This window comes from Paenibacillus xylanilyticus, assembly GCF_047246825.1.
Classification (GTDB): Bacteria; Bacillota; Bacilli; order Paenibacillales; family Paenibacillaceae; genus Paenibacillus; species Paenibacillus xylanilyticus_B.
Genome location: NZ_JBFOLB010000002.1, coordinates 577,085 through 602,298, shown reverse-complemented (window position 1 = coordinate 602,298; position 25,214 = coordinate 577,085). Strand labels below are relative to the sequence as shown.

The window sequence follows — 25,214 nt, the reverse complement described above, 5'->3', positions numbered from 1 at the left end:
TCTGAGATCTGTTATGATGATTTTTACAAAATTAAAGTGCAAATGGAGGAATTTTGTCTATGGAACCAACCTTGATTACGGTTTTGCTCGTTGCGGTAGTTGCCATTATCGTATTGAGCGTATTCTTCAGCTTTTTCCCAGTAATGCTCTGGATCTCGGCTATTGCATCCGGTGTGCGTGTCGGAATTATTACACTGGTAGCGATGCGACTGAGACGTGTAACACCTAGCCGAATCGTAAATCCAATGATTAAAGCAACCAAAGCCGGTCTTCAAATCTCTATGAACCAACTGGAAAGCCATTTTCTTGCCGGTGGTAACGTGGACCGCGTTGTCAACGCTTTGATTGCCGCACAGCGTGCAAACATTCCACTCGAATTTGAGCGTGCTGCTGCGATCGACCTTGCGGGTCGAGATGTTTTGCAGGCTGTACAAATGAGTGTCAACCCGCGTGTCATTGAAACTCCAGTTGTATCTGCGGTAGCCAAAGATGGTATTGAAGTCAATGTAAGAGCTAGAATTACAGTTCGTGCAAACATTGATCGACTCGTCGGTGGTGCTGGTGAAGAGACAATTATTGCCCGTGTCGGTGAAGGTATCGTCAGTACGAATGGTTCCTCCAATTCACACAAAGAGGTTCTGGAAAACCCGGATCTGATCTCCCGTACCGTATTGTCTAAAGGTCTGGATTCAGGGACTGCTTTTGAGATTTTGTCCATTGATATTGCGGACGTAGATGTAGGTAAAAACATTGGTGCATTCCTGCAAACCGAGCAGGCTGAGGCGGATAAACGTATTGCACAGGCAAAAGCCGAAGAACGCCGCGCGATGGCCGTAGCCCAAGAACAAGAGATGAAAGCGCGCGTAGTGGAAATGAGAGCGCGTGTGGTTGAATCTGAATCCGAAGTACCACTAGCAATGGCAGAAGCTTTGCGAAGCGGTAAAATTGGCGTAATGGATTATATGAACCTGAAAAATATTGAAGCAGACACACAAATGCGTAACACATTAGGAAAACCTGGTGAAGGTAACTCCAATAATCAGGGTGATTCCAAAAACGAAAGATAGGCGGTGAGTATACATGGGCCTATTTGAATGGATTTTTGATAATCTGTATATTGTGGCAGTCGTTGGGTTTGCGCTCTTTTCCTTCCTTGGAAAAGCAGCCAAATCGGCTGACCCAAACAAGAGGCGTCCCAATAACGGAATGCCTACTTTCGGAGGAAGCGGAGAAGTGGACCGGAATGATCGCTCCCCGTCACAAACAGCGACTCAGCAATCTGCTGGTGATACCCGTTATGATGAGTCTTATGACGACGATAATCCGTACGAGGATGACCAGTACGATGATCGATATGATCAGCCGTATCCTGAGCCTGCGGCATCATCTCGCCAAGGCAACGATTTTGGTGGGAAAAACTTAATCGGTGGGATGGAAAGCTCGCTTGAACGACAAATGGAAGAAATGGAAAGACAGCAGCAATTGATCCAAAAGAGGCTGAATCGCTTTTCTTCTGCTAAAGCACCTGTAGTGTCAGATACCAGTTGGGATGAACCCTCAATTGGTGAATCGGGGCAGTCGCTTTTACGCAAAGAAGATATTCGAAGCGGTGTGTTATGGGCTGAAGTGTTAGGTCCTCCGCGTTCGAAGCAGCCTTTTGGCTCGAGGGGTAAGTTGTAATAAGAAATTAACAGGAAAAAGCCGTTTCTGGTGAGCAACATGCCGGAGACGGCTTTTTGCTGTGTCCTCCTTTTTTTTAGAATTTATGATCTAACACAAGCCGTAGTTTTCATAAAATCATGTCTCTCCGCATAAGTTGAACTGTAGAGGAAGGGGGAAGACCTTCGTATGACCCGGATCAGCCGCAAGCTGCGCAGATGGACCAGTGAGGTGCTGGATTTGCCGCAGGATGTGCTTTATGATATGCCACGGTTAACCCTGATCGGCAGCAAACAATTGTATATAGAAAATCATCGCGGTGTGATCCATTTTACGCCGAATCGCATTGTTCTGGCGTTATCCCAAGGACAATTAGAAATTAAAGGGGTCGATTTGATGATTCGTAATATTTTGCCGGATGAAGTGGCGGTTGAAGGAACGATTCTGGATATACATATGAATGGAGCGGAGGGGAACGGATGAAACAGCCCAGTCTGTATAAACTGCGAGGTGCAGTCCGAATCACGGTCACTGGGGGGGACATCGAAGCGCTGATCAACATGGTGGCAGAGCAGGGACTGGAAGTGTGGAACCTGCGTGCCCATGATGGACGCAAGGCAGAAATGAACATTCTGCTGCCGCATTTTTTTAGGCTGCGTCCTTTGTTGAAACGGACAGGCTGCAGGGTGAAAGTGACGCATCGAAGCGGGATTCCTTTTTTTATAGCCCGATTACTCAAAAGAAAGTTCTTCCTTGGGGGCATGGTGTTGTTCGTAATTGCGATGTTTGCACTATCATCAATGATTTGGAATGTGGAAGTGAAAGGAAATGTGAAAATTCCAACCGATGTGGTGCTTGCTGCAGCTAAAAAAGAAGGGATCTACCCTTTCCAATGGGGTTTCCGGCTGCAAAGTCAGGACAAGCTCTCCAGGCAGCTGGCATTGGCAATACCGGATGTAACCTGGATTGGTGTGAGCAAAGAGGGGACAACCATTACCATTCAGGTCGTGGAATCTGCACAGCCTCAGCGTGAACCACTGTTGAATCCTAGACACTTGGTGAGCAAGTCGGATGCGGTCGTTACCCAAATCTACGCAGAACAGGGACGTCCGGTTGTACAGAAGGACATGCGCGTCAAGAAAGGGCAGGTATTGATATCGGGTATTCTGGGGGATGAAGAGAATACGGAGAATGTGGTGGCCAAAGGCGAGGTTCGCGGGCTCGTATGGCGTGAATATGAGGTGGAAGTCCCCCTGGTTCAGAAACATAACACGATGACAGGAGAGAGTAAGGAACGTTTCTATATTGTGCTTGGCAATTGGGCTGTGCAGCTCTGGGGATATGGCAAGACTCCGTTCAGTTCCTTTAATACGGCAAGTGACCATAAGCCGCTGACGTGGCGGTCTTTCACGCTTCCTATGGGATGGTTGACCGAGACCGATATGGAGACCAGGGAACAGGAAGAGCAGCAGACGGTGGAATGGGCCAGAACAAAAGGACTAGAGGGAGCCAGAAACGATATAATCGCCAAAAATGGCAAGGGGACAAAAATTTTAAGTGAAAAAATTTTGCATGAGAAGAAAGAGAATGGTAAAGTTTATATGAAAGTATTATTTGAAGTGGAAGAAAGCATTGCGGAAGAACTTCCGCTAGTCCATAGTCAAGGAGAATGAGGCTATTTGTCAGAGCAAACACGCAGCATACGAATCTCCCTCCAGAGTGCGGGAGAGGGTCAATCTCTTTTTGGACCCCAAGATATTTTTCTGAAACTGATTGAATCCGAGATTCCCGCACAGATCGCTTCTCGTGAAGCGGAGATTGTCATTCATGGCAGCACGAAGCATGTGGAATCGCTTGAACAATTATTCGATGTGTTACTGCAATTGGTACGTAATGGGTATGTGTTAACCGAAAGGGACGTCAGCTATGCAATTGAACTGGCGAAGGATCTGCGTGCAGACCAGCTTCTCGACCTGTTCAAGGGTGAGATTACAACGACCTATCGTGGCAAACCGATCCGTGTCAAAACCATTGGACAGAAACACTATGTAACGACAATTAAGAAACGCGACGTCGTATTCGGGATCGGTCCTGCCGGTACAGGCAAAACCTACCTGGCGGTTGTGCTGGCGGTTGCAGCACTCAAGGAAGGAAGCGTCAAACGTATTGTGCTTACAAGGCCTGCTGTTGAAGCGGGTGAGAGCCTTGGTTTCCTGCCTGGAGATCTTCAGGAAAAGGTTGATCCTTATTTGCGGCCTTTGTATGATGCCTTGTACGATGTGATGGGGCAGGAGCAGACGGCCAAGGCACTGGAACGCGGTTTGATTGAGATTGCGCCACTCGCATATATGAGGGGACGTACACTTGATGACTCATTCATCATTTTGGATGAAGCTCAGAATACGACACCTGAACAGATGAAAATGTTTTTGACCCGTCTTGGTTTTGGCTCCAAAATGGTCATCACCGGAGACGTGACACAAATTGATTTACCTCGCGGCAAAAAGTCCGGGCTTGTGGAAGCGAAAACGATACTCAGTGAAGTTGAAGAGATTGGATTTGTCTATTTTGCCGAGCAGGATGTTGTACGGCATTCCCTTGTCCAAAAAATTATCGTTGCATACAACCACGCCGCAGAAAATCAAGAATAGAAGGGATTGTCTAAGGTGACCTCGAAGGAACTGTCAAAAGGCAAATCTTTTCAGAATAGAGCTACAGGATGGAAGTATAGCGTGTGGGCACGCTATCTTCTGTTTTTGTTTCTGGTGATTCTCTTCTACGTGAGTCTAGCTTCGAAGCTGCTCCCCGAGCGGTATGATATTCAGGAAGGCACACGGAGTGAAGTGGATATTGCTGCGCCGATGCAGATTCCAAATACGAAGGCTACACTAAAAGCGCAGGAAGAAGCTGCTGAACGTGTACAGCCGATCTTTCAGATTGTGCAGCTGCGAAACGAAAATTTGATGACCACCCTGCTGGATCGTATTGATCGTCTGAATCAGGATGATCAGATTTCCAGTCAGGACAAGATTGACATCTATCGTGATGAGATTCCGCAGCGCCAGAAGGACTTTGTGTCCAACTTTATCAACAACAATCGGAAAGCGGGTACATACTCCGAAACTCTTTTGGAAGAGATCAGAAACGTGGTGCAGGAGCAAAGTTACCGGATTCCGGAAGAAACCTATATCAAGATTTCACGCTTGACCTCCGATGATATCCAGGAGATGAAGTCCGTTGCCCGGGATATTGTCTCCAGGTTAATGACGGATCAGATCAGCGATGCTACAACGGCACGAGCAAAAGTGGCAGAGATGGTGAGTGTCAGCTCTCTAAGCAAGCGCACACAGCGTGAGGTGGTTCAGGAGCTTGCTCGTCTCGTGGTGACATCCAACCGCTTTTATGATGAAGAGGGAACGAAGGAAGCCAAGGTGCAGGCTCGTGAGAATACACAAACGGTCTATATCAAGCAGGGGGAAACTTTGGTTGCCAAAGGTGAAACGATCACTCCCGAGATCTATACGCTGCTTGATGAGAATGATTTGCTGAAAAACGAAGTGAACTACTGGCCGCAGTTGGGCCTGCTCATGCTGTCTTGTCTGTTATCGGCAGCAATTCTGATGTATATTCAGCAATACAGCGGAACCCATTTCAAATATAACAACGCACAGCTGCTGATGCTTGTACTTATCTTCATTATTACGATCGTGGTTATGCATGTGACAGCATTCATCCAGACAGCAGACAGGTCCTACGTGGGCTTTCTTGCACCGGTCGCGGTTGGTGCGATGTTAATTGCTTTACTGCTGGATACATCACTTGCTTTTGTTTGTTCAATCATTGTTGGCATGTTGTCAAGCATCATCTTAAATACACACCAGGGGCAGATTTTTGATTTTGAACTCGGTTTCTTCGCGGTGCTGGTTTCTTTTGTTTCCATATTTGCGACATACCGGGCAAGTCAGCGATCCACCATTTTAAAAGGTGCCATTATGGTCTGCCTGTTTGGTTCAATTGCCGTGTTTACACTGTCATTGATCGACACAGGCGACTGGAACCGGACAACTACGCTGTACGGTGTCGGATTTGCGTTTGCAGGCGGTGTATTAACGGCGATCCTCGTTATCGGGCTTATGCCGTTTTTCGAAACATCGTTCGGCATATTGTCAGCGTTGAAGCTGGTTGAGCTGTCTAATCCGAACCATCCGTTACTGCGCAAATTGCTGACAGAAACGCCGGGCACTTATCATCACAGTGTGATGGTAGGAAACCTGTCTGAAGCCGCAGCGGAAGCTATAGGAGCAAATGGTCTGCTCTGTCGGGTAGGTTCGTATTATCATGATATTGGCAAGACCAAGCGACCGATATATTTTATTGAAAATCAGAACAATATGGAGAACCCGCATGATTCCATTGATCCCAAACTGAGCAAATCGATTATCGTTGCACACGCACGGGATGGTGTGGAAATGCAGAAGGATTACAAGCTGCCAAAACCAATTCGGGATATCGCCGAACAGCATCATGGTACGACCTTTCTCCATTACTTCTATCACAAAGCGCTGCGCCAAGCCGAGGAAGCGGGAGTCCCGCCTGATTTTACGGAAGAGGATTTCCGTTATCCGGGTCCAAAAGCTCAATCCAAGGAATCTGCTATTGTCGGAATCGCGGACAGCGTAGAAGCTGCAGTACGCTCCCTGCGCAAACCGACCGTGGAACAAGTGGAATCCATGATTGAGAAAATTATCAAGGGGCGTCTCGATGATCATCAGTTCAACGACTGTGATCTGACAATGCGTGAGCTGGACATCGTAGCTAAGACGCTGAAAGAAACGGTAATGGGTATTTTCCACTCCCGAATTGAATACCCGGAAGAGATCAAGAAACCGAAACCGACTTCACCTGAAGCGGGTTGACTTACTATTATGAGCAGACAGGAGTTATGAAAGAATGAGTCTTAACCTAACATGGAATAATGAACAACAGGATAAAGAAATTACGGAGCCGATGATTGCAATGCTGGAGCAGCTGCTGAACCTTGCCGGGGAAGCAGAGGGCGTTGCGGACGGAGAGGTTGCCCTGACTTTTGTGGATGATGCACAGATTCATGAGCTGAACCGGGATTACCGCGGAATCGATCGTCCGACAGACGTGTTGTCTTTTGCGATGAATGAGACGATGGACGAGGAACTGGATATCATCTATGAACTGGATGAGGATGAAGAGATGGAAGAGATGCCTGACGTTCTTGGTGACATCATTATTTCCGTTCCTCGCACGATCCTGCAAAGTGAGGAATACGGGCATTCATTTGAACGTGAGCTTGGTTTCCTGTTTGTGCATGGTTTCCTGCACCTGCTCGGATACGACCATCAGGACGAAGCAAGTGAAGCTGAAATGATGGGCAAACAAGAAGCTGTATTGGCCCAGGCCGGGTTGACACGATAATGAAAGGGCGCTCCTGGAGTCTGGTGTTCCGCAATGCGGCAGAAGGAATCGTATACGGTTTTCGGACACAGCGAAATGTTAGGGTTCATTCGGGAGTAGCCGTCATCATGTGTTCGGCCGGATTTGTTTTCGGAATTTCCAGGACAGACTGGATGTTTGTACTGGCAGCCATCTTTTTGGTAATGGTGACAGAATTAATGAACACTGCCGTGGAGGCAGCGGTGGATTTGGCACATCCGCATATTCACCCGCTTGCAAAAGCGGCGAAAGACACCGCGGCTGGCGCAGTTTTGCTGGCTGCGGTGTTCGCCGTAGTCATCGGATGTATGGTGTTCGGCAAACCGGTGTTGAACTGGCTTGGTTTGCTATAAATACAAGTTTAATTTCAGATTTAACCTGAGGGAGAGATTGGATTATGGATAACAAACTGCTCATGCAAGAAGCCATTAAGGCACGTGCAAAAGCATATACACCTTATTCCCATTTTGGCGTAGGAGCGGCACTGCTGGACAGTGAAGGCAATGTGCATCACGGATGCAACATTGAAAATGCTGCCTATACACCGAGCAACTGTGCTGAACGAACAGCCCTTTTCAGTGCGATCGCAGGCGGGCATCAGCCCCGCAGCTTCAAGGCGATTGCTGTTGTCGGGGATACAGAAGGCCCGATTGCTCCATGTGGTGTGTGCCGTCAGGTCATGATTGAGTTGTGTGAACCGGATATGAAAGTCATTATGGGCAACCTTAAGGGTGATCTGCAGGAGACTACAGTTGCTGAGCTGCTGCCATGGGCTTTTGGTCCTTCGGATCTGGACTTTGCTAAAAAATAATACATTCCAGGCCTAGGCGCCTGAGGAGGAACATATGAAAAAACAAGCATTTAAATCGGGTTTTGTAGCCATTGTTGGACGTCCCAATGTTGGTAAATCAACCTTGATGAATCAGGTCATTGGACAAAAGATAGCAATTATGTCAGACAAGCCGCAAACCACTCGAAACAAAATACATGGAGTGTACACCTCCGAAGACAAACAAATTGTATTCCTGGATACACCAGGGATTCATAAACGTCAATCGAAGCTGGGCGACTACATGAATCAGACTGCTCTGAATACGCTCGGGGAAGTGGAAGCAGCCTTGTTCCTGATTGACGCTTCCGAGGGAATGGGGGGTGGTGATCGTTACATCGCTGAACAGCTTAAAAATGTACGAACACCTGTCATTCTGGTCATGAATAAGATTGACAAAATCGAACCGGAAGCGCTGCTGCCGCTTATTGAGGAGTATCGCAAACTGCATGATTTTGCTGAGATCGTGCCCGTCTCCGCCAAGCTTGGCAGCAATGTGAGTACATTGTTGGAACAGCTCGGCAAGTACTTGCCGGAAGGGCCGCAGTACTATCCGGAAGATCAAATTACCGACCACCCGGAACAGTTCGTTTGTGCGGAGCTGATTCGGGAGAAAATTCTGCAAATGACTCGGGAAGAGGTTCCACACTCCATTGCTGTAACCATTGAGGATATGAAAGTTCAGGACAACGGGGTTGTGTACATTTCGGCAGTTATTTTTGTCGAGCGTGATTCGCAAAAGGGGATCATTATCGGCAAGCAGGGTGCTCTATTGAAAGAAGTAGGCAAGCGAGCCAGAACGGATATTCAAAACCTGTTGGGTTCAAAAATCTTCATGGACCTATGGGTTAAGGTGAAAAAGGACTGGAGAAATCAGGATCGCGTGCTGCGTGATTTAGGCTTCGGTCGCGAATAAATAATTCAGTATCCATTAATTGCAACACATAGTTTGCCTTGCAAGACTCCATCCTACAGGTAGATGCAGACGTCATTTCTGATGAGAGGATGAAATTCTGATGCGAGATTTTTCGTGGAAGGTTTTTGCAATGACGGGGGATGTGGAGTCCTATTTGTTATATACCGAGGCTTGTGCTTCAACAGGACAGGAGTCTGATACTGCAGGGGAAGTGATAGAAGATGAAGAAGCCGAAGGTTAATTGGCTAATTCGGGAATGGTTAGGTGACGAGGCATGCTATACAGGGTGGAAGGGATTGTCATCCGCAGCATGGACTACGGCGAGGGAAACAAAATTATTACGCTTTGCACCGAAAGCGGTGGAAAAGTAGGTGTGCTCGTCCGTGGTGCCAAAAAGCCCAAAAGCCGACATGCTGCATTAGTGCAGCCGTTTACGTATGGCCAATACGTATATTTTCGGAACACGGGCCTCGGAACACTGAATGCGGGCGAAATCATCGAGTCGTATCATGAGCTGCGGGAAGATCTGGTCAAAGCCGCTTATGCATCCTACGCATGTGAACTGCTGGATCGGGTTCTGCAGGATGAGGAGACAGGTGCATTCTGGTTCAAACAGTTAAAGGCTTGTCTACAAGCGTTAAAGGAAGAGAAGGATCCGACCGTCATTACTAGTCTTTATGAGATGAAAATATTACAGGCGGCGGGCTACGGCCCGTCACTTGATGACTGCATTTCATGTGGTCAAGAGCGGCCGGATGAGCAGTTGTTTGTTAGCCCGAGGTTGGGTGGGGTTCTGTGCAGAGCATGTAAACACTTTGACCCGCCGGCTTTGTCTGTAAGTCCCAAAGCTCTGAGATTACTGCGATTGTTTGCACAGCTGGATTTGCAGCGATTGGGCAACATATCTGTCAGCGAGAGCACAAGAGATGAAATGAAGAAGATTATGAGAGCCTTCATGGATCATCAGCTCGGTCTCAATTTAAAAACCCGTTCTTTTCTCGATCAGATGGAGAAATACGGGATTTAACAAGTTGTTTTCAGTGGATCACAATTATCTTGACTTTGCAATCTTTTTTGTTTATTATGGATTATAATTTCTCTTTTTGGAGACATGCATTGAACGAGAAAGTAGGAGACTTGATTTAATGTTCTTCGTAGGTAGGCCGCATGGCCTTGAATACGGTGATTGAGCGAGCCTGGGATGGTGAAAGCCGGGATGAATCGGTCTGTGAAACGGCACTCGGGAGCATGAATGGACACGGAAAAGTGGGCTTGCGTGAACAGGTTATCCTGTTTTGTACACAAGCCAAGTAGGGTGGAACCGCGGGAATAGCTCTCGTCCCTACGTCTGGACAACAGGCGTAGGGCGAGGGTTTTTTGTATTGTGGAATTGTTTTCCCTGGAGAACAGGCCTCAAACTTAAAACACTCGCAAAAACGTAGCTTTGTCCATCCAACATCGGGCTTCGATTGATCTTGTGCTATTCGAAGCGTTCTAAGCTTGCCAACAATCCCATTGAAAAGGAGCATGATTATGAATTTTCAGCAGATGATTTTAACGCTGCAGCAATTCTGGGCCGAGCATAACTGTATTATTGTTCAGCCTTATGATACGGAAAAAGGGGCAGGTACGATGAACCCAATGACCTTTTTGCGTTCGCTTGGACCAGAACCTTGGAAAGTCGCTTATGTAGAGCCTTCCCGTCGTCCTTCGGATGGACGTTACGGAGAGAATCCGAACCGTCTGTACCAGCATCATCAGTTCCAAGTCATTATCAAGCCTTCACCGGACAACATTCAGGAAATTTACCTGGAAAGTCTGAAACGCCTGGGAATTGATCCACTGAAGCATGATATCCGTTTTGTTGAAGATAACTGGGAGAATCCTTCTCTTGGCTGCGCTGGTCTGGGCTGGGAAGTCTGGCTGGATGGTATGGAAATCACGCAATTTACATATTTCCAGCAAGTCGGTGGAATTGAGACAAATCCGGTAGCCGTTGAAATTACGTATGGTATGGAGCGTCTTGCTTCTTACATCCAGGAAAAAGAAAATGTGTTTGAACTGGAATGGGTAGAGGGAATCTCCTATGGTGATGTATTCCTTCAGCCTGAATTCGAACACTCCAAATATACGTTTGAAGTATCTGATGTGAAAATGCTGTTTACCCTCTTCAACATGCATGAAGAAGAAGCTAACAAAGCTATGGCACAGCATTTGGTATTCCCGGCATATGACTATGTGCTGAAATGTTCCCATACCTTCAACCTGCTGGACGCGCGTGGAGCAATCAGTGTAACGGAACGTACCGGTTACATTACCCGTGTCCGCAATCTGGCACGGCAAGTGGCTGCAACATATGTGGAAGAGCGCGAGAAGCTTGGCTTCCCGCTGATCAAGAAAGGGGGAGCCGAGCATGTCTAAGGATCTGTTGTTTGAAATTGGTCTGGAAGAAGTTCCTGCACGCTTCATGCGCGCAGCGATTGAACAGCTGCAGGATCGTATCGTGAAATGGCTGGATGCATCCCGCATAACACACGGTGAGGTAAATGCTTACGCTACACCGCGTCGATTGGCAGTCTTGATTCAGGATGTTGCCGAGAAGCAGGAGGATGTGGAGGAAGAAGTAAAAGGCCCATCCCGTAAAATTGCACTTGATGACAGCGGCAACTGGAGCAAAGCAGCACTGGGATTTGCCCGCAGTCAAGGAGTTGAACCGGATCAGTTTACGTTCAAGGAACTGAGCGGTGTCGAATATATCTATGCAACGAAGAGCAGCAAAGGCGTGGAGACTTCATCCGTGATTGGTGAAGGCTTGCTGTCTATATTGCACGCGATGACATTTCCAAAATTCATGCGCTGGGCTTCCTATGATTTCAAATTTGTGCGCCCGATTCGCTGGATTGTCGCTCTGCTCGGCAGTGAGGTCATCGAGATTGAAGTTGCTGGAGTGAAATCTGGCAACGTCACTCGTGGACATCGTTTTCTCGGCAAAGAGACCGTGATCTCTAATCCTGCCTCTTATGTTGAAGTGCTGCGTTCCGAACATGTTATCGCAGATATCCAGGAGCGCGAGCAGATGATTGTATCCCAAATTCAGACACTTGCTGCTGAGAAAAATTGGGATATCGCGATTAAGGAAGATTTGCTGGAGGAAGTACTGTTCCTCGTGGAAACACCAACCGTATTGTTCGGAACATTCGATCCTTCTTTCTTAAATATCCCTCAGGAAGTATTGATTACTTCGATGCGTGAGCATCAACGTTATTTCCCTGTCCTGGATAGTGAGGGTCAATTACTGCCTTACTTTGTAACAGTTCGTAATGGTGGCAGTGATTCACTTGATGTGATTGCCAAAGGTAACGAAAAAGTGCTGCGTGCACGTTTGTCCGATGCCAAGTTCTTCTATGAGGAGGACCAGAAGCTTGAAATCAAGGACGCACTGTCCAAACTGGAAAGCATCGTCTTTCAGGAAGAACTGGGTACAGTGGGTGACAAAGTGCGCCGCATTCGCAAAATTGCGGATGGTCTCGCAGCCAAACTGCAAGTTTCTGCGGATGTTGCCGAATCGGTGAGTCGCTCCGCTGATATCTGCAAATTTGACCTGGTTACACTGATGGTGGGTGAATTCCCTGAGCTGCAAGGTGTCATGGGTGAGGATTATGCCCGCAAGGCAGGCGAAAAGGAAGAAGTGGCCAAAGCGGTATTTGAACACTACCAACCGCGTTTTGCCGGGGATCAATCTCCTGCTTCGCTTGAAGGTGCTATCGTGAGTGCTGCCGACAAGATGGATACCATTGTAGGTTGTTTCTCCATCAATATCATCCCAACCGGATCTCAGGATCCTTACGCACTTCGTCGTCAGGCCGCAGGTATTGTACAAATTTTGCTGGATCACAATCTTCCGCTGACATTGTCCGATGTGTTTGGTGTTGCGCTTAAGGTACATGCTCAGATGAATCTGTTGAAACGTGCGGACGAAGAGGTTCGTAAAGATTTGCAGGACTTCTTCGGACTTCGTGTGAAAAAACTGTTGTCCGAGACGGTTCGTTATGATGTCGTTGATGCGGTGATTTCTGCCGGATTCGATGATATTAGTGCAATCGTTCCGAAAGGTGAAGCCTTGATGGCGGCTGTTCAAACCGGAGACGCGTTTAAAACGACAGTCGAGTCCTTCAATCGTGTTGGCAATCTTGCTGCCAAAGCTTCCAATTCTTCTGTGCATCCTGAACTATTCACCGAAGAGGGAGAGCGGCAGTTGCATGAGGCATGGAGCAGAACCAATGAGGAGTATCGCAATGCCCTTTCGCAGCACGCTGCTGCTGAAGCGCTGGCGATCGCATCGGCTTGGAAGGAAGCTATAACGGCATTCTTTGATTCCGTAATGGTAATGGCTGAAGATGAGGCTGTGCGTGCAAACCGTCTGGCTCTGCTTGCAGCCATCGACCGTGACTTGAAAGGATTTGCCGATTTCTCCAAATTGGTGGTAGTATAATAACCCCGTCCCCATCGGGTTAGAGGGTACGCATAAAATTCAGTATTAAAGAAGGATATATGAGGGTATAAATATACGGAACGGGTTGTGAGTTTTATTTTTAACAGCCGTTCCGTATTTTAGCCTTTGATTTACCTTGACTGGTCAGAAGGAATTTGGCTGGCGGAAGTCGTATATTACAATATGCAGCTATTTTATGAAACCGGGTGATCCTGAGGTTGAGTGAGTTGAATGTACGCCACATTGTTGTGGACGGTGATGCTTGCCCGGTGAAAACCGAGATTGCGGAAACGGCCCGCCGTTTTAATATCCCCGTACTGTTGGTATCTTCCTTTGATCATTTGCTTCAAGGCGGAGAAGGGGTACGTACGGTGCAAGTGGACCGCAGTGATCAGAGCGCGGATCTGTACATCGCCAACCATATCAAGCCCTGTGATGTAGTCATTACACAGGATTATGGACTGGCTGCGCTCGCGCTTGGCAAACGTTGTTATGTTTTATCATTTCGTGGTCGCGAATTTAATGATCGTGATATTGATTTTATGCTCGATTCCCGTCATACTGCCGCCAAAGCACGAAAAAGAGGGCATTATGGGAAGGGCCCAAAGCCTTTCACAGAGCAGGATCGGGAAATTTTTCAACATAAACTGACAAAACTTTTAAAAGATTTGCAGGAGAATGTGTAAGTTTAGCGAATTATATTTACGTGTTGAAAGAGATGAAGGTGGACCTAGATGAGTACCGGACAAGGCGGTATACCCGAAAGCATTATTGAATCGGTGTTACAGCAGCATGATATTGTCGATACGGTGAGCAGATTTGTGCATCTGACCAAGCAGGGGAAATACATGAAAGGCCTCTGCCCTTTTCATTCGGAGAAGACGCCTTCGTTCACAGTCACACCAGAGAAACAAATTTTCTATTGCTACGGTTGCGGCACGGGTGGAAATGCCATCAAATTCAGGATGGAAATCGAAGGGTTATCCTTTCCCGAGGCTGTCAAAACGATGGCAGAAGAAAGTCACATTTCCATGGGAGACTGGCAGGGGCGTGAATCCGCTCATGTGAATCCGGAGACCGAACGTCTGCTGGAGGCGTATGAGCTTACTGCAAAACTGTATCATTTCTTATTGAAAAATACAGAGCATGGAAAAGCAGCCATGGATTATTTGCGCTCACGCGGCTTTAGCGACAAACTGATTGACCAGTTCCAGATTGGCTATGCGCCGAATCGCTGGGACACGCTGGTGCAATTTCTGGAGAAACGCAACTTTCCACTTGAAGAGATGGAAAAGGGCGGCCTTCTGTCACAGCGGAATGAAGGTCAGGGCTATGTGGACCGCTTCCGAGACAGGGTCATGTTCCCGATTAATGGCAGAAGCGGAAAACCGATTGCATTTGCAGGTCGCATTTTGGGAGACGGGCAGCCGAAATACCTAAATTCACCGGAAACCCGGTTATTTAACAAAAGCCGTGTTCTCTATAATCTGCATCAGGCCAAAAATGCAATTCGCAAACAAAGACAAGCTATTTTGTTCGAAGGTTACGGGGACGTGATCTCCGCTTGGGATCAAGAGATCCAGAACGGAGTAGCGGCCATGGGTACAGCGCTAACCGAGAATCAGGCCCTCATGCTCAAGGGCATGTGCGACGAAGTCATTATCTGTTATGACGGGGACCGGGCGGGACAGGCTGCTGCACTCAAGAACTTTCCCATTCTGGAGGAGGCCGGGCTGCAGGTTAAAGTTGCTCTTATACCGGAGGGACTTGACCCGGATGACTTTATCCGCAAGTACGGCGGTGAACGGTTTCGCAACCAGATTGTAGATGGTGCTGTAACCACAACAAAATTTAAGCTTATAAACCTTAAAAAAAACCATATACTGCTAGAAGGCGGCGGTCTAATCGCCTATTCCAAGGAAGCGGTAAAGCTGATTGCTCCATTATCTTCCCCAACAGAACGCGAAGTTTACTTACGTGAACTGGCTGCTGAAGTGGATGTATCTTTTGAGACACTCAAGCAGGAGTGTAATGAAGAGCGCCAATCCATGAAAAATAACGAGCAGTATGGGGATAATAACCCGAAAAGGTGGAATAATGGTAGGCAACAAAATAGGCAGGTGCCTACACCCAATCTGTTGCCGGCTTACCATGCTGCTGAGCGTAAACTTCTTGCCTGGATGCTTCAGGATGACGAGGCTGCGCAGTATGTGAATGAGCATCTTGGTGAAGCTTTTAACTTGGATGATCATGCAGCTATTGCTGCTTATCTATATGCCTACTATGCGCAAGGCAAATCGCCGGATACAAGCCGTTTTATGTCCTCATTGCATGATGACCGATTGGAGAAAACCGTCAGTTCAATCTCAATGATGGATGGCCCGGGTGAATGGAACGTTCAGGTGCTCGATGATTGTATCAGGGAAGTGCTGAAATATCCGCGCAAAAAAGAGTACGATCTAAAAAAAGAAGAAATGATTGCTGCAGAGCGTGCAGGGGATTTTGTACGCGCGGCGCAAATCGCAACTGAAATGATTGCCCTAGAGAGACAGTAAATGTCCGTGAGTTGGATGTTTCTAGGGAGGAGGGAGTCGAGTTATGGCGAATGATCAGCATACTGAACTAGAAACAGAATTGACGCTGGATCAGGTTAAAGATCAACTGATTGAATCAGGCAAGAAAAGAGCTTCGCTGAATTACAAGGAAATTATTGAGAAACTCTCCCCGTTTGAGCAGGATGCAGAGCAAATGGATGAGTTTTACGAACAACTAAGTGACCTGGGTATCGACGTTGTAAACGAAAATGATGAAGAGGTTACACTTCGCCCTAATGATGACTCAGAAAACAACAGCAGAGAGGGAGACGACGAATTCCACTTTGATGATGATCTGAGCTTGCCTCCAGGTATCAAAATCAATGACCCTGTTCGTATGTATCTGAAGGAAATTGGTCGTGTGCCTTTGCTGTCTGCGGATGACGAAGTGGAACTGGCTAAGCGGATTGAGAACGGGGATGAAGAAGCGAAGCGCCGACTGGCTGAAGCCAACCTCAGGCTTGTAGTCAGTATCGCCAAGCGTTATGTGGGACGCGGTATGTTGTTCCTTGACTTGATTCAGGAAGGAAACATGGGTCTGATCAAGGCTGTTGAGAAGTTTGACCACAAAAAGGGTTACAAGTTCAGTACGTATGCTACTTGGTGGATTCGTCAAGCGATCACACGTGCCATTGCCGATCAGGCGCGCACCATTCGTATTCCTGTTCATATGGTCGAAACGATTAATAAACTGATTCGGGTATCCCGTCAGTTATTGCAGGAGCTTGGACGCGAACCAACGCCGGAAGAGATCGCAGCCGAAATGGATCTGAGTGTGGAGAAAGTGCGTGAGATCACGAAGATTGCACAGGAGCCGGTTTCTCTGGAAACACCAATTGGTGAAGAAGACGATTCCCATCTGGGCGATTTTATCGAGGATCAGGAAGCGTTGGCTCCAGCAGATGCTGCTGCTTATGAATTGCTGAAAGAACAGCTCGAAGACGTGCTGGATACGTTAACAGAGCGTGAAGAGAATGTGCTTCGTCTTCGTTTTGGTCTGGACGATGGACGGACGAGAACGCTGGAAGAAGTGGGCAAGGTATTTGGGGTTACGCGTGAGCGTATTCGTCAGATCGAAGCCAAGGCTCTTCGCAAGTTGCGTCACCCAAGCCGCAGCAAACGGCTTAAGGATTTCCTCGAATAACAGAACTATGGGAGACTTTTCGCAGGCCGCTCAGGCGGCGGCGAGGTCTCCTTTATTTTTAAATGAAACATCTTAATTGCTTGGTTTTGGTAATTAATCCTTGAAATGTTTGATTGGATTTCATTTTATCGCTTTTCGTTGTCCAATGCAAATCAATAAATCAAATGAATGTGCAGGTGCTTCATGAAACTTTCAAATCGATTACAACAAATACATGACCAAATCCCTGAAGGCAGCCGTATAGCGGACATTGGCTCAGATCATGCATTGCTTCCTGTTGCGGCAGTTCGCAGCGGAAAGGCTGCAAGTGCTGTGGCTGGTGAAGTTAACCCGGGACCTTACGAGGCTGCACGCAAGCAGGTGAGTGATGCAGGGTTGCAGGAACAGATCACTGTGCGCCGTGGAGATGGACTTGAGGTCATCACTGCAGGTGAAGTGGATGTTATTACGATTGCAGGAATGGGCGGGGCATTGATTGCCTCCATACTGGATCGTGGCCTTTCCAAGCTGGAAGAGGTGAAGATGCTTATCCTTCAACCCAATGTGGGTGAAGATATTCTCAGACGCTGGTTGCTGGATCATCAGTGGGTAGTCGTAGCCGAACAATTGCTCGAGGAAGATGGCAAGATCTATGAGATCATAACAGCAATGCCGCAAGCATCAAGTCCCATTGCCAATGAGGAAGTGTACATGTCCCGGCCGCTTGAAGGTGGAGTTGTTTTGACGAAGGAACTTTTGCTGCGTATGGGTCCGTATCTGGTAGATCGACCAACGGACGTATTTTTTGCCAAATGGGAAAGTGAGATCGTTAAACTGAATGGCGTGGTGCAATCCATCTCGAAATCCGATCAGGACTCTTCCCGTGAGAAGGCTGCTGAGGTGGAACGTCTGATTGTAAATCTGAAGGAGGTACTCGAATGTTTGCCAAAGGTCAAACTGTAATCCAACTGATGGAGCAGCTGGCTCCCAAACATCTGGCTGTACCCGATGACCGCATTGGTCTGCAGCTGGGCAGCCTGCAAAAAGAGATAAATCACGTGCTCATTGCGCTTGATGTGACAGATGAAGTTGTCGAAGAGGCCATTCGGATTGGTGCCAATCTGATCATTGCACACCATGCTATTATTTTCCGTCCGGTAAAATCATTCAATACGGATACACCGATGGGAAAATTGTATGAGAAACTGATCAAGCATGATATTGCCGTATATATCAGTCATACGAATCTGGATGTGGCCGAAGGCGGAATGAATGACTGGATGGCAGAGGCGATTGGTATCGAGAGCAAGGAATCACTGGAAGATGTACATACAGACCATCTGTACAAGCTGGCTGTATTCGTCCCGCGTACGCATCATGAGCAGGTGCTTCAAGCCATTCTGGAAGCAGGAGCCGGTAGCATTGGCCAATACAGCAAATGCAGCTTCAACACGGAAGGAACGGGCACTTTTGTACCCGGAGAAGGGACACAGCCTTTTATCGGTGCACAGGGTCAGATGGAGCGTGTAGAGGAGATGCGTATTGAGACCATTGTGCCGCAGAGCCTGCGCAGCAAAGTTGTCCAAGCGATGCTGAAGGCACATCCTTATGAAGAAGTGGCCTATGACCTGTATGCGATGGATCTAAAGGGCCGTACACTCGGTCTGGGACGATTGGGGCCCCTTAAGCAGCCCAAGACACTGGGTGAGCTCGTCGAGGTCGTGAAGGCCCAATTGGACGTGCCTTACGTTCGTGTAGTAGGGGATCTGAATCGACAAATCAAAAAAGCGGCAGTCCTTGGCGGTTCAGGAAGCCGTTACACCATGACCGCCCGATTCAAGGGAGCCGATGTCATCGTTACAGGAGATATTGATTATCATACCGCTCACGATGCGCTGATGGCAGGCATGTGCATCATCGATGCCGGACACAATGCCGAGAAGATCATGAAACCCAAAACAGCCGACTGGCTGCGTTCACGCTTGGCGGATAAGCGCTATGATACGCAAGTGACCGCCTCGGAGGTCAACACGGAAGTGTTCCGGTTTATTTAATTAATATCCGGGTCTTCCGTTTCCAGTAATATTAAGCTTGTTTGTGAACCCAAATGCCTGTATACTATGTAATGTTGTTCGGAAAGCTTGACAGACAATCGCTGGTGGCCTTGTTGCCACGAGAGGAAAGTCCGGGCTCCACAGGGCAGGATGCTGGATAACGTCCAGTCAGCGCGAGTTGAAGGATAGTGCCACAGAAATGGACCGCCGATGGCCGGATCTTCCGGCACAGGCAAGGATGGAACCGAGGTGTAAGAGACCCCGAGGAACGCTGGTGACTTCGTTCCTGGTAAACCCCATCTGGAGCAAGACCTAATGGGACACAGTCGACTCTTCGGAGGAGGCAGCCTTAGCCCGAGGTGTGTCTAGGTTGGTCGCTTGAGCTGTGCAGCAATGCATGGCCTAGATAGATGATTGTCGCTTGTGGTGGGAGGGTAGTTCCCGTCTGAACCACGAAGAGCACAGAACCCGGCTTACGGTAAGCTTTCCTAACTGCAACAACATGAAGGTATTAATGAACTACTTACCAAGAAGTTGGAATAGTACTTTTAATTTAAAACATCAATAAGGCGACAGAAACCGATGATTTCGGAATCTGCCGCCTTATTTTTTTGTACTCATTCGTTTTGAAGTTGTAATTCAGTCATAATACAGCTAATGACAGTTTATTACAGTGTAACAGCTGTATCTGATTGTACTGAGGCATGCCAGCGCTGAATGGCACGATCCATGCGTTCTACCGCTTCAGGAAGCAGTTCAGGGTCGGTGTGCGTGAAATTGATCCGCATCCGATTCAATTCAGGGGTTCCCGCGTAGAACGAATCACCAGGGACAATGCATACTTTTTCCTGAATACCATAGGTAAACAAATTGCTGGCTGACATCGCTTCAGGCAGTTCCAACCACAAGAACATTCCACCTTGTGGAGAATTCCAGCTGATGCCCTCCCATGCTTTCTCTGTCATGAGTGAAGTCATTGTGTTCATCCGTTTCGCGTAATCCTTCGAGATACTGCGAATATGTCCATCCAGGTCAAACGTTTCGAGCAAGGCATGAAGAGCTCTCTGGTCAATGCTGCTGGAATGCAGATCGGCTCCCTGTTTCGCACGTGCTGCGATCTTGATAATATCCGGAGAAGCAAGAATCCAACCCGTGCGAAGACCTGGGGCTACAGTTTTGGAAAAAGTGCTGGTATAAATGACATTGGTCGGTCCTTCATAAGATGCTGCGTCCAGTTCCGCCAGTGAAGGTGCATCCAACTGTTCCGGATTAAATCGGATTTCGCCATACGGATCGTCCTCCAGAATCAGTACTCCATATTTACGGCACAGATCAACGGCCTGCTGTCTTCTGGCGCGACTCCATACTTTACCCGATGGGTTGGAGAATGTCGGATTAATGTACACCAGTTTCGGACGATGGAGTTTTAATTGTTCTTCAAGGGACTCGGGAAGCATGCCTTCTTCATCACAGGCTACACCGTGAGATTCCGCCTGGTAAGAATGAATGACTTGAAGAGCAGCCAGGTAGGTTGGAGACTCCACGAGTACACGGTCACCGGGATCGAGCAGAATGCGGCAGACCAGATCTATGGATTGCTGTGATCCTGTAGTCAGGAGCATATGGTCGGGGGAAGCGGGAATGCCCTTGGATTCCAGACGCTCGGCAATTTTGGCACGCAGCGGTCTGAATCCTTCCGTTTCAGCATATTGAAGGGCAGAGGCGCCGCTCATAAACACCTGATGGTACGCGTCACGTATGGCTTCCACAGGGAATGACGACTGCGCTGGCAAACCTCCGGCAAGTGATATCATTCCAGGCGCCTGAGCGGCCTGAAGCATGTCGCGAACGACAGAGGACGGGGTGTTTAAAGCCATTTTGGACCAAGGGATATTCATCTGTTCTCATCTCCTGTTATTCACTGTTATACTGATATTATAAACTATAATAGACGGAATGCTATATAACAGTAAAATGTGGATGATAACAGTTGGGGGAGCGGGCATATGCACATTGAATTGAAACGAGGAAGCAGCACCAAGTTGTATATTCAGATCGCGCTCACACTGGCAGACCGAATTCGTTCCGGCCTGATCGAACCTGGAACACGCCTGCCGTCTGTCCGGAAAATGACCGCAGACCTGGGAGTGAGTCTGGTTACCGTGTCCAAGGCGTATGCCGAACTTGAGGCCATTCAACTAATAACCTGCTCACAAGGGAAAGGGTGTTATGTACGAGGGGCACAAGAGCTGGGAAAAACGGGGGAAATCGAGAAAAATCAGCTGGGGGAGCGAAATCATGATGCCAACACCCCATGGAACTGGCAGATGGCACTAGTGGATTATTTGCCACGGGCACAGCTCTGGCGTCATTTTGATGCTTCTCCACAGGTTCAATACGAATTACATATGTCGGCCATCCAGCCCGAACTGCTGCCTACGAGTGAAATTATTGATAGTGCATACCGGCTGTCTTCCGACCATCCGGAACGTATGGCAGCGTACGGTTCATTTCAGGGGGATCGGGAGCTTCGCCAAACTTTTGCAGGCCATTTTACCGAAAGGGGACTCCATGTTGCTCCTGAGCGGATGCTGATTACAAGCGGCACACAGCAGGGGATTGATCTTGTCGCTCGCACGTTCGTTGGACCTGGGGATGTGGTGTACATGGAGGCTCCTACCTACACGGGGGCAATTGATGTATTTACAAGCAGGGGTGCCAAAATCATTACCGTACCGATGGACGGTGAAGGGATGCGTATTGATCTGTTAACACGTCTCTGTGACACATACCCGCCGAAGTTGATCTATACCATCCCTACGTATCACAATCCGACAGGCATTACGATGAGTGCCAGAAGGCGGGCGCAATTGTTGAATTTGGCCCAAAGTTATCATTGTCTCATTTTGGAGGATGACCCGTTTGCCGATCTTTATTTCCGCGAATCTCCACCGGCATCCATTAAATCGCTGGATGGTACCGGTCATGTCGTTTATATCAAAAGTTTCAGCAAAGTGCTGTCTCCAGGTTGCCGTGTCGCCTGTGCAATCGCTGACGGAAGCGTGCTGACCCGTCTGGTGGCAGCCAAATCCACGGCAGATCTGGGGAGTCCTCTGCTTACTCAAAAGGCTCTTCAATCCTTCATTCAGTATCAGTACAGCTCCTACATTCCTCGATTAAGGGAAGAATTGTACACCAGACTCCGGGCAGCATCCGATGTTTTGGAGAAACACGGTGTACCGGGTATGTACTGGACTTTGCCTGAAGGCGGGTTGAATCTGTGGATTCAGCTTCCGGATGGTCTGGATATGCGGGAACTGCACCGTCAGTCCCTTGCTGCAGGAGTTTCTTTTCTGCCGGGATCAGCCTGTTATGTAGGTGAGACGGATACAGCGAGTCTGCGTATCTGTTTTACGGTGACGAATCTGGAGCGCTTGTGTGAAGGGCTTCGGGTATTGTGCAGCGTAATTGAGAGGGTTATGCCTAGGAAGGGTGGGACAACGGCGGACAGGCTGCCGCTTATTTAATTTTCGGAACAAGGACATACATCCAATCCACTTTCGTCCTGATGCAATACGTTATAGTATCACTTGAAAGGGAGTTGGTTTTGAAATGAACCATTACTGTCCACCGCTTTGCCCGATTGTCTGTGACCCGATCCAGGTTGTTGAGGATTACTACGTTCCGCAAATCGTACCGGTTATTCACCCGATCGAAGTTATCAAAAAAACGCACTGTGTGCCGGTTCATCACCATTTGTACCCTGTCGTTGTCAAAGAAGAAGATCCTTGTTATGTATCCAGCCATAACAGCAAGAAAAAATCCGTGAAAAAATCAGGCAAAGCCCGCACAACGTCCCGCAAACGCTAGTCGCAGCGGGTGCCCCGGGGGAATAGAGAACAGGTTAAAAAGCAGCATACGCCCCGGGGCGCAGCTGCTTTTGTTTTTTTTATTAACACAATCGAAGCAGAGTTACTGCATTCCGCTACTTGGTATATTTTTTCATCGTGTTATCCATCTGCTGCCTCACATGCTGAGGCCAAAACTGTAAGGGTGCACTGTTGCTTGAAGCAGCTTGAAGGGCTTTGTAAACATCGACCTGACCATAACCATAATATTTGTCGTGACCCGGATCACCAAGGTCGATGACGCTCTGACGCATCAGGTCCATGACCTCCGTATTGGTGAGATCCGGATTCAACGAACGAATTAAACCTGCAAGCGCAGCAACATGGGGGCTGGCCATTGACGTTCCTGATAAGGCAGCATATTGATTATTGGGGTAGGTGCTTGCGATGCTGGAGCCCGGCGCCATCACATCCACGTAATCCCCGTAGTTGGAGTACGAAGCTTTGTTCATATCCGGATCGGTTGCAGATACTGCGAACACTTCGGGATATGCGGCAGGGTATCCAGGTCGCTCGGTGTTGTCATTGCCCGTCGCAGCAATCAGGACAATATCCCGATCAAAGGCATACTTGATGGCATCATGCAGAAATTGGGCGTCGGCATAATTACCCAGACTCATATTGATGACCTTGGCCCCATGGTCTGCTGCCCAGATAATGCCTTCGGCAACAGCATATGTGGTTCCTGATCCCGAATTGTCCAGCACCTTCACGGGGAGAACCTTGTTATACCAGCTCATGCCGGCCACGCCTTCACTGTTATTGACTATGGCACCAATGATTCCGGCTACGTGAGTGCCGTGGCCCACATCGTCAAGTGGTTTGGTTTTCGGATCCACGACGTTATATCCCTCCAGCAACTTGCCCTTCAAATCTGGATGATTCAGATCTACCCCGGTATCCACTACTGCAACAATGACGTCTTCTTTCCCTTTTGTAATATTCCAGCCACGATTGGTTTCGATGGCGGGGAGATTCCATTGATAATCGGTGAACAAAATATCGTTGGGAATCGTGACATCCGTTTGTTCAGCTGCGGTCTCATTGGTTAAATACATGTAGTGGGGTTCCATATACAGCGGATTCCATTTGCGTTCGAAATAGGAATGCAGCTGCTCGTAATTCATGTGTTCTGAGCGAAATACGTAGGTGTATCCCAGCTTTCGGGCGGATTGGGTACGGAGATCGGATTTAATGATCCGCATATCCCGTTCACCCGGCTCCTGCCGGAAACGAATAACGATTTCATTTTCGTAAAAATGGCTGGCATTGGCGTTATCATGTCCTGTTTTTACAGTCACCTCGTTTAAGGTATCAGGATGCACGGATTCAATTTTGAATTTGCCCTCACGCGGGTAAGGAATCATGCGCAGGTTTTTGCGCTGATGCTGTTCCACCGCGTTCAGAACGTTTTGGCTAAAGAGTGCAATCACTGCTTTTTTTCCATCCTTGGATGGCACTCCCATCACGAAGTATTTTTCTTTGCCTAGAGGAAATGAGGAAGATTCAAAGCTTTTGCGTTTCATCACTGCTTTTTTGGCAAGGTTAAGGGAGTGCTCCAGTTTTTGCTGCTCCACCTTGCTTCCTTCACCAGAGGCTTTCGCGAAATGTTTGCTGGTGGAGCCTTTGGTATCCAGTACATCGATGGATCTGATGTGTTCGTGTGTATGCTGTACATCTTGAATGTAACGGCCAAACTCAGCTTCACTCATGGTGGCGCTCTTCTCAAGCATAGTGCTGAGATGCTGCCTGGCATCCATACGAGTCAATAAATCTGTTGCTTTCACATCCTGAACTTTCAGTCGCTGTTTATTCGCATGTTCCTCATGAGGAGCATCGGGCATGGCACTTGGCTCAGGTGCAGGACGGTTGGATGTCGGAAGCAGCAAGGTCAGCGCAAGCGCTCCCGCACCAGCGGCAATGGCCCAGTTTATCCATTTAGGTCTGGACATGGGGGATATAACCTCCTCTTTTATTTTGGACAGCAGCCATGAGTTCTGTATTCATCGTTGTCCTTGGCATAGTTCTATCGTTAGGAAAAGCGGTTATTTTTATGCAGGTGAAAACGGAGCAGACTTCGTATATTAGGTAAGGATCGTGGCAGTTATGTAAAGGATGATTAAGGGATACCGCTCGTCATCTTTTTATGGTAGGATAGTAGCTGAGAATTCAA

General features: G+C 48.0%; 24 protein-coding genes and 1 other RNA gene. 23 read left to right on the top strand and 2 right to left on the bottom strand.

Translation table 11 applies throughout. The features are described 5' to 3' along the window. Positions 1-59 precede the first annotated feature (59 nt). From floA to rnpB, 21 genes are all read left to right on the top strand, one after another. Positions 60-1,067: a flotillin-like protein FloA gene (gene floA / locus AB3N00_RS17420; RefSeq protein WP_413035700.1), complete on the top strand. Its 1,008-nt coding sequence runs from the start codon at positions 60-62 to the stop codon at positions 1,065-1,067. A gap of 13 nt (positions 1,068-1,080) precedes the next feature. Continuing rightward, complete coding sequence (locus tag AB3N00_RS17415; RefSeq protein WP_413035699.1) at positions 1,081-1,680, top strand: hypothetical protein; 600 nt, start codon at positions 1,081-1,083, stop codon at positions 1,678-1,680. A 168-nt stretch (positions 1,681-1,848) separates the two neighbouring features. Further along, positions 1,849-2,142, top strand: a complete 294-nt coding sequence (yqfC, locus tag AB3N00_RS17410; RefSeq protein WP_413035698.1) for a sporulation protein YqfC — start codon at positions 1,849-1,851, stop codon at positions 2,140-2,142. Beyond that, positions 2,139-3,332: a sporulation protein YqfD gene (yqfD, locus tag AB3N00_RS17405; protein WP_413035697.1), complete on the top strand. Its 1,194-nt coding sequence runs from the start codon at positions 2,139-2,141 to the stop codon at positions 3,330-3,332. The genes yqfC and yqfD overlap by 4 nt, the downstream gene beginning before the upstream one ends. Positions 3,333-3,338: 6 nt before the next feature. Beyond that, entirely contained in the window at positions 3,339-4,310 is a 972-nt protein-coding gene (locus tag AB3N00_RS17400; protein ID WP_175397490.1) for a PhoH family protein, read from the top strand. Between the two features lie 15 nt (positions 4,311-4,325). Further along, entirely contained in the window at positions 4,326-6,575 is a 2,250-nt protein-coding gene (locus AB3N00_RS17395) for an HD family phosphohydrolase (RefSeq protein ID WP_413036064.1), read from the top strand. Between the two features lie 34 nt (positions 6,576-6,609). Next, entirely contained in the window at positions 6,610-7,107 is a 498-nt protein-coding gene (gene ybeY, locus AB3N00_RS17390; protein WP_413035696.1) for an rRNA maturation RNase YbeY, read from the top strand. Beyond that, positions 7,107-7,478 carry a diacylglycerol kinase family protein gene (locus tag AB3N00_RS17385; protein ID WP_413035695.1) on the top strand — a complete coding sequence of 124 codons (372 nt, stop codon included), beginning with the start codon at positions 7,107-7,109 and terminating at the stop codon, positions 7,476-7,478. The genes ybeY and AB3N00_RS17385 overlap by 1 nt, the downstream gene beginning before the upstream one ends. A 44-nt stretch (positions 7,479-7,522) precedes the next feature. Beyond that, positions 7,523-7,936, top strand: a complete 414-nt coding sequence (locus tag AB3N00_RS17380; protein WP_413035694.1) for a cytidine deaminase — start codon at positions 7,523-7,525, stop codon at positions 7,934-7,936. A 34-nt stretch (positions 7,937-7,970) separates the two neighbouring features. Beyond that, positions 7,971-8,870, top strand: coding sequence for a GTPase Era (era, locus tag AB3N00_RS17375; protein WP_413035693.1), 900 nt, complete (start codon positions 7,971-7,973; stop codon positions 8,868-8,870). Between the two features lie 100 nt (positions 8,871-8,970). Beyond that, positions 8,971-9,111, top strand: a complete 141-nt coding sequence (locus AB3N00_RS17370; RefSeq protein ID WP_175397496.1) for a YqzL family protein — start codon at positions 8,971-8,973, stop codon at positions 9,109-9,111. 33 nt (positions 9,112-9,144) lie between these two features. After that, positions 9,145-9,897: a DNA repair protein RecO gene (gene recO / locus AB3N00_RS17365; protein WP_413035692.1), complete on the top strand. Its 753-nt coding sequence runs from the start codon at positions 9,145-9,147 to the stop codon at positions 9,895-9,897. A gap of 140 nt (positions 9,898-10,037) precedes the next feature. Beyond that, positions 10,038-10,184, top strand: a complete 147-nt coding sequence (locus AB3N00_RS17360; RefSeq protein ID WP_413035691.1) for a hypothetical protein — start codon at positions 10,038-10,040, stop codon at positions 10,182-10,184. A 219-nt stretch (positions 10,185-10,403) separates the two neighbouring features. Further along, complete coding sequence (glyQ, locus tag AB3N00_RS17355) at positions 10,404-11,291, top strand: glycine--tRNA ligase subunit alpha (RefSeq protein ID WP_175397498.1); 888 nt, start codon at positions 10,404-10,406, stop codon at positions 11,289-11,291. Then, positions 11,284-13,362: a glycine--tRNA ligase subunit beta gene (glyS, locus tag AB3N00_RS17350; RefSeq protein ID WP_413035690.1), complete on the top strand. Its 2,079-nt coding sequence runs from the start codon at positions 11,284-11,286 to the stop codon at positions 13,360-13,362. The genes glyQ and glyS overlap by 8 nt, the downstream gene beginning before the upstream one ends. 218 nt (positions 13,363-13,580) lie before the next feature. Then, a complete protein-coding gene (locus AB3N00_RS17345) occupies positions 13,581-14,048 on the top strand; it encodes a YaiI/YqxD family protein (protein WP_413035689.1) in 468 nt (155 codons plus the stop codon). Positions 14,049-14,096: 48 nt separating this feature from the next. After that, on the top strand, positions 14,097-15,917 hold the full coding sequence (gene dnaG, locus AB3N00_RS17340) for a DNA primase (protein ID WP_413035688.1): 1,821 nt from the start codon (positions 14,097-14,099) through the stop codon (positions 15,915-15,917). A 43-nt stretch (positions 15,918-15,960) separates the two neighbouring features. Further along, positions 15,961-17,100 (top strand): RNA polymerase sigma factor RpoD, encoded by a 1,140-nt coding sequence (gene rpoD, locus AB3N00_RS17335; RefSeq protein WP_095289908.1) that lies wholly within the window; start codon positions 15,961-15,963, stop codon positions 17,098-17,100. Positions 17,101-17,283: 183 nt separating this feature from the next. Beyond that, entirely contained in the window at positions 17,284-18,042 is a 759-nt protein-coding gene (locus AB3N00_RS17330; protein WP_413035687.1) for a tRNA (adenine(22)-N(1))-methyltransferase, read from the top strand. Continuing rightward, positions 18,018-19,133: a Nif3-like dinuclear metal center hexameric protein gene (locus tag AB3N00_RS17325; protein ID WP_413035686.1), complete on the top strand. Its 1,116-nt coding sequence runs from the start codon at positions 18,018-18,020 to the stop codon at positions 19,131-19,133. The genes AB3N00_RS17330 and AB3N00_RS17325 overlap by 25 nt, the downstream gene beginning before the upstream one ends. A gap of 82 nt (positions 19,134-19,215) precedes the next feature. Further along, an RNA gene (rnpB, locus tag AB3N00_RS17320) (RNase P RNA component class A) lies at positions 19,216-19,624 on the top strand. Between the two features lie 177 nt (positions 19,625-19,801). On the opposite strand, the gene AB3N00_RS17315 is transcribed toward rnpB, so the two are convergent. Continuing rightward, a complete protein-coding gene (locus AB3N00_RS17315; RefSeq protein ID WP_413035685.1) occupies positions 19,802-21,031 on the bottom strand; it encodes a PLP-dependent aminotransferase family protein in 1,230 nt (409 codons plus the stop codon). Positions 21,032-21,139: 108 nt separating this feature from the next. Here AB3N00_RS17315 and AB3N00_RS17310 point away from each other — a divergent pair, with 108 nt between their 5' ends. Together AB3N00_RS17310 and AB3N00_RS17305 are read left to right on the top strand one after the other, a co-directional pair. After that, positions 21,140-22,660 (top strand): PLP-dependent aminotransferase family protein, encoded by a 1,521-nt coding sequence (locus AB3N00_RS17310; protein WP_413035684.1) that lies wholly within the window; start codon positions 21,140-21,142, stop codon positions 22,658-22,660. A gap of 85 nt (positions 22,661-22,745) precedes the next feature. Then, positions 22,746-23,003 (top strand): hypothetical protein, encoded by a 258-nt coding sequence (locus AB3N00_RS17305; RefSeq protein ID WP_413035683.1) that lies wholly within the window; start codon positions 22,746-22,748, stop codon positions 23,001-23,003. 115 nt (positions 23,004-23,118) lie between these two features. On the opposite strand, the gene AB3N00_RS17300 is transcribed toward AB3N00_RS17305, so the two are convergent. After that, the gene (locus AB3N00_RS17300; RefSeq protein WP_413035682.1) at positions 23,119-24,993 is read right to left on the bottom strand and encodes a S8 family peptidase; all 1,875 of its coding nucleotides are present in this window, start codon (positions 24,991-24,993) and stop codon (positions 23,119-23,121) included. Between the last annotated feature and the right edge of the window lie 221 nt (positions 24,994-25,214).

Bases quoted from the DNA above. Each gene is read 5' to 3' on its own strand.
- AB3N00_RS17300 (WP_413035682.1), bottom strand. From the start codon at position 24,993: ATGTCCAGACCTAAATGGATAAACTGGGCCATTGCCGCTGGTGCGGGA.
- glyS (WP_413035690.1), top strand. From the start codon at position 11,284: ATGTCTAAGGATCTGTTGTTTGAAATTGGTCTGGAAGAAGTTCCTGCA.
- rpoD (WP_095289908.1), top strand. From the start codon at position 15,961: ATGGCGAATGATCAGCATACTGAACTAGAAACAGAATTGACGCTGGAT.
- AB3N00_RS17325 (WP_413035686.1), top strand. From the start codon at position 18,018: ATGTTTGCCAAAGGTCAAACTGTAATCCAACTGATGGAGCAGCTGGCT.
- recO (WP_413035692.1), top strand. From the start codon at position 9,145: ATGCTATACAGGGTGGAAGGGATTGTCATCCGCAGCATGGACTACGGC.
- glyQ (WP_175397498.1), top strand. From the start codon at position 10,404: ATGAATTTTCAGCAGATGATTTTAACGCTGCAGCAATTCTGGGCCGAG.
- ybeY (WP_413035696.1), top strand. From the start codon at position 6,610: ATGAGTCTTAACCTAACATGGAATAATGAACAACAGGATAAAGAAATT.
- yqfD (WP_413035697.1), top strand. From the start codon at position 2,139: ATGAAACAGCCCAGTCTGTATAAACTGCGAGGTGCAGTCCGAATCACG.
- AB3N00_RS17380 (WP_413035694.1), top strand. From the start codon at position 7,523: ATGGATAACAAACTGCTCATGCAAGAAGCCATTAAGGCACGTGCAAAA.
- AB3N00_RS17385 (WP_413035695.1), top strand. From the start codon at position 7,107: ATGAAAGGGCGCTCCTGGAGTCTGGTGTTCCGCAATGCGGCAGAAGGA.
- AB3N00_RS17370 (WP_175397496.1), top strand. From the start codon at position 8,971: ATGCGAGATTTTTCGTGGAAGGTTTTTGCAATGACGGGGGATGTGGAG.
- AB3N00_RS17360 (WP_413035691.1), top strand. From the start codon at position 10,038: ATGGCCTTGAATACGGTGATTGAGCGAGCCTGGGATGGTGAAAGCCGG.
- yqfC (WP_413035698.1), top strand. From the start codon at position 1,849: ATGACCCGGATCAGCCGCAAGCTGCGCAGATGGACCAGTGAGGTGCTG.
- AB3N00_RS17305 (WP_413035683.1), top strand. From the start codon at position 22,746: ATGAACCATTACTGTCCACCGCTTTGCCCGATTGTCTGTGACCCGATC.
- AB3N00_RS17310 (WP_413035684.1), top strand. From the start codon at position 21,140: ATGCACATTGAATTGAAACGAGGAAGCAGCACCAAGTTGTATATTCAG.
- AB3N00_RS17415 (WP_413035699.1), top strand. From the start codon at position 1,081: ATGGGCCTATTTGAATGGATTTTTGATAATCTGTATATTGTGGCAGTC.
- dnaG (WP_413035688.1), top strand. From the start codon at position 14,097: ATGAGTACCGGACAAGGCGGTATACCCGAAAGCATTATTGAATCGGTG.
- AB3N00_RS17330 (WP_413035687.1), top strand. From the start codon at position 17,284: ATGAAACTTTCAAATCGATTACAACAAATACATGACCAAATCCCTGAA.
- floA (WP_413035700.1), top strand. From the start codon at position 60: ATGGAACCAACCTTGATTACGGTTTTGCTCGTTGCGGTAGTTGCCATT.
- AB3N00_RS17315 (WP_413035685.1), bottom strand. From the start codon at position 21,031: ATGAATATCCCTTGGTCCAAAATGGCTTTAAACACCCCGTCCTCTGTC.
- era (WP_413035693.1), top strand. From the start codon at position 7,971: ATGAAAAAACAAGCATTTAAATCGGGTTTTGTAGCCATTGTTGGACGT.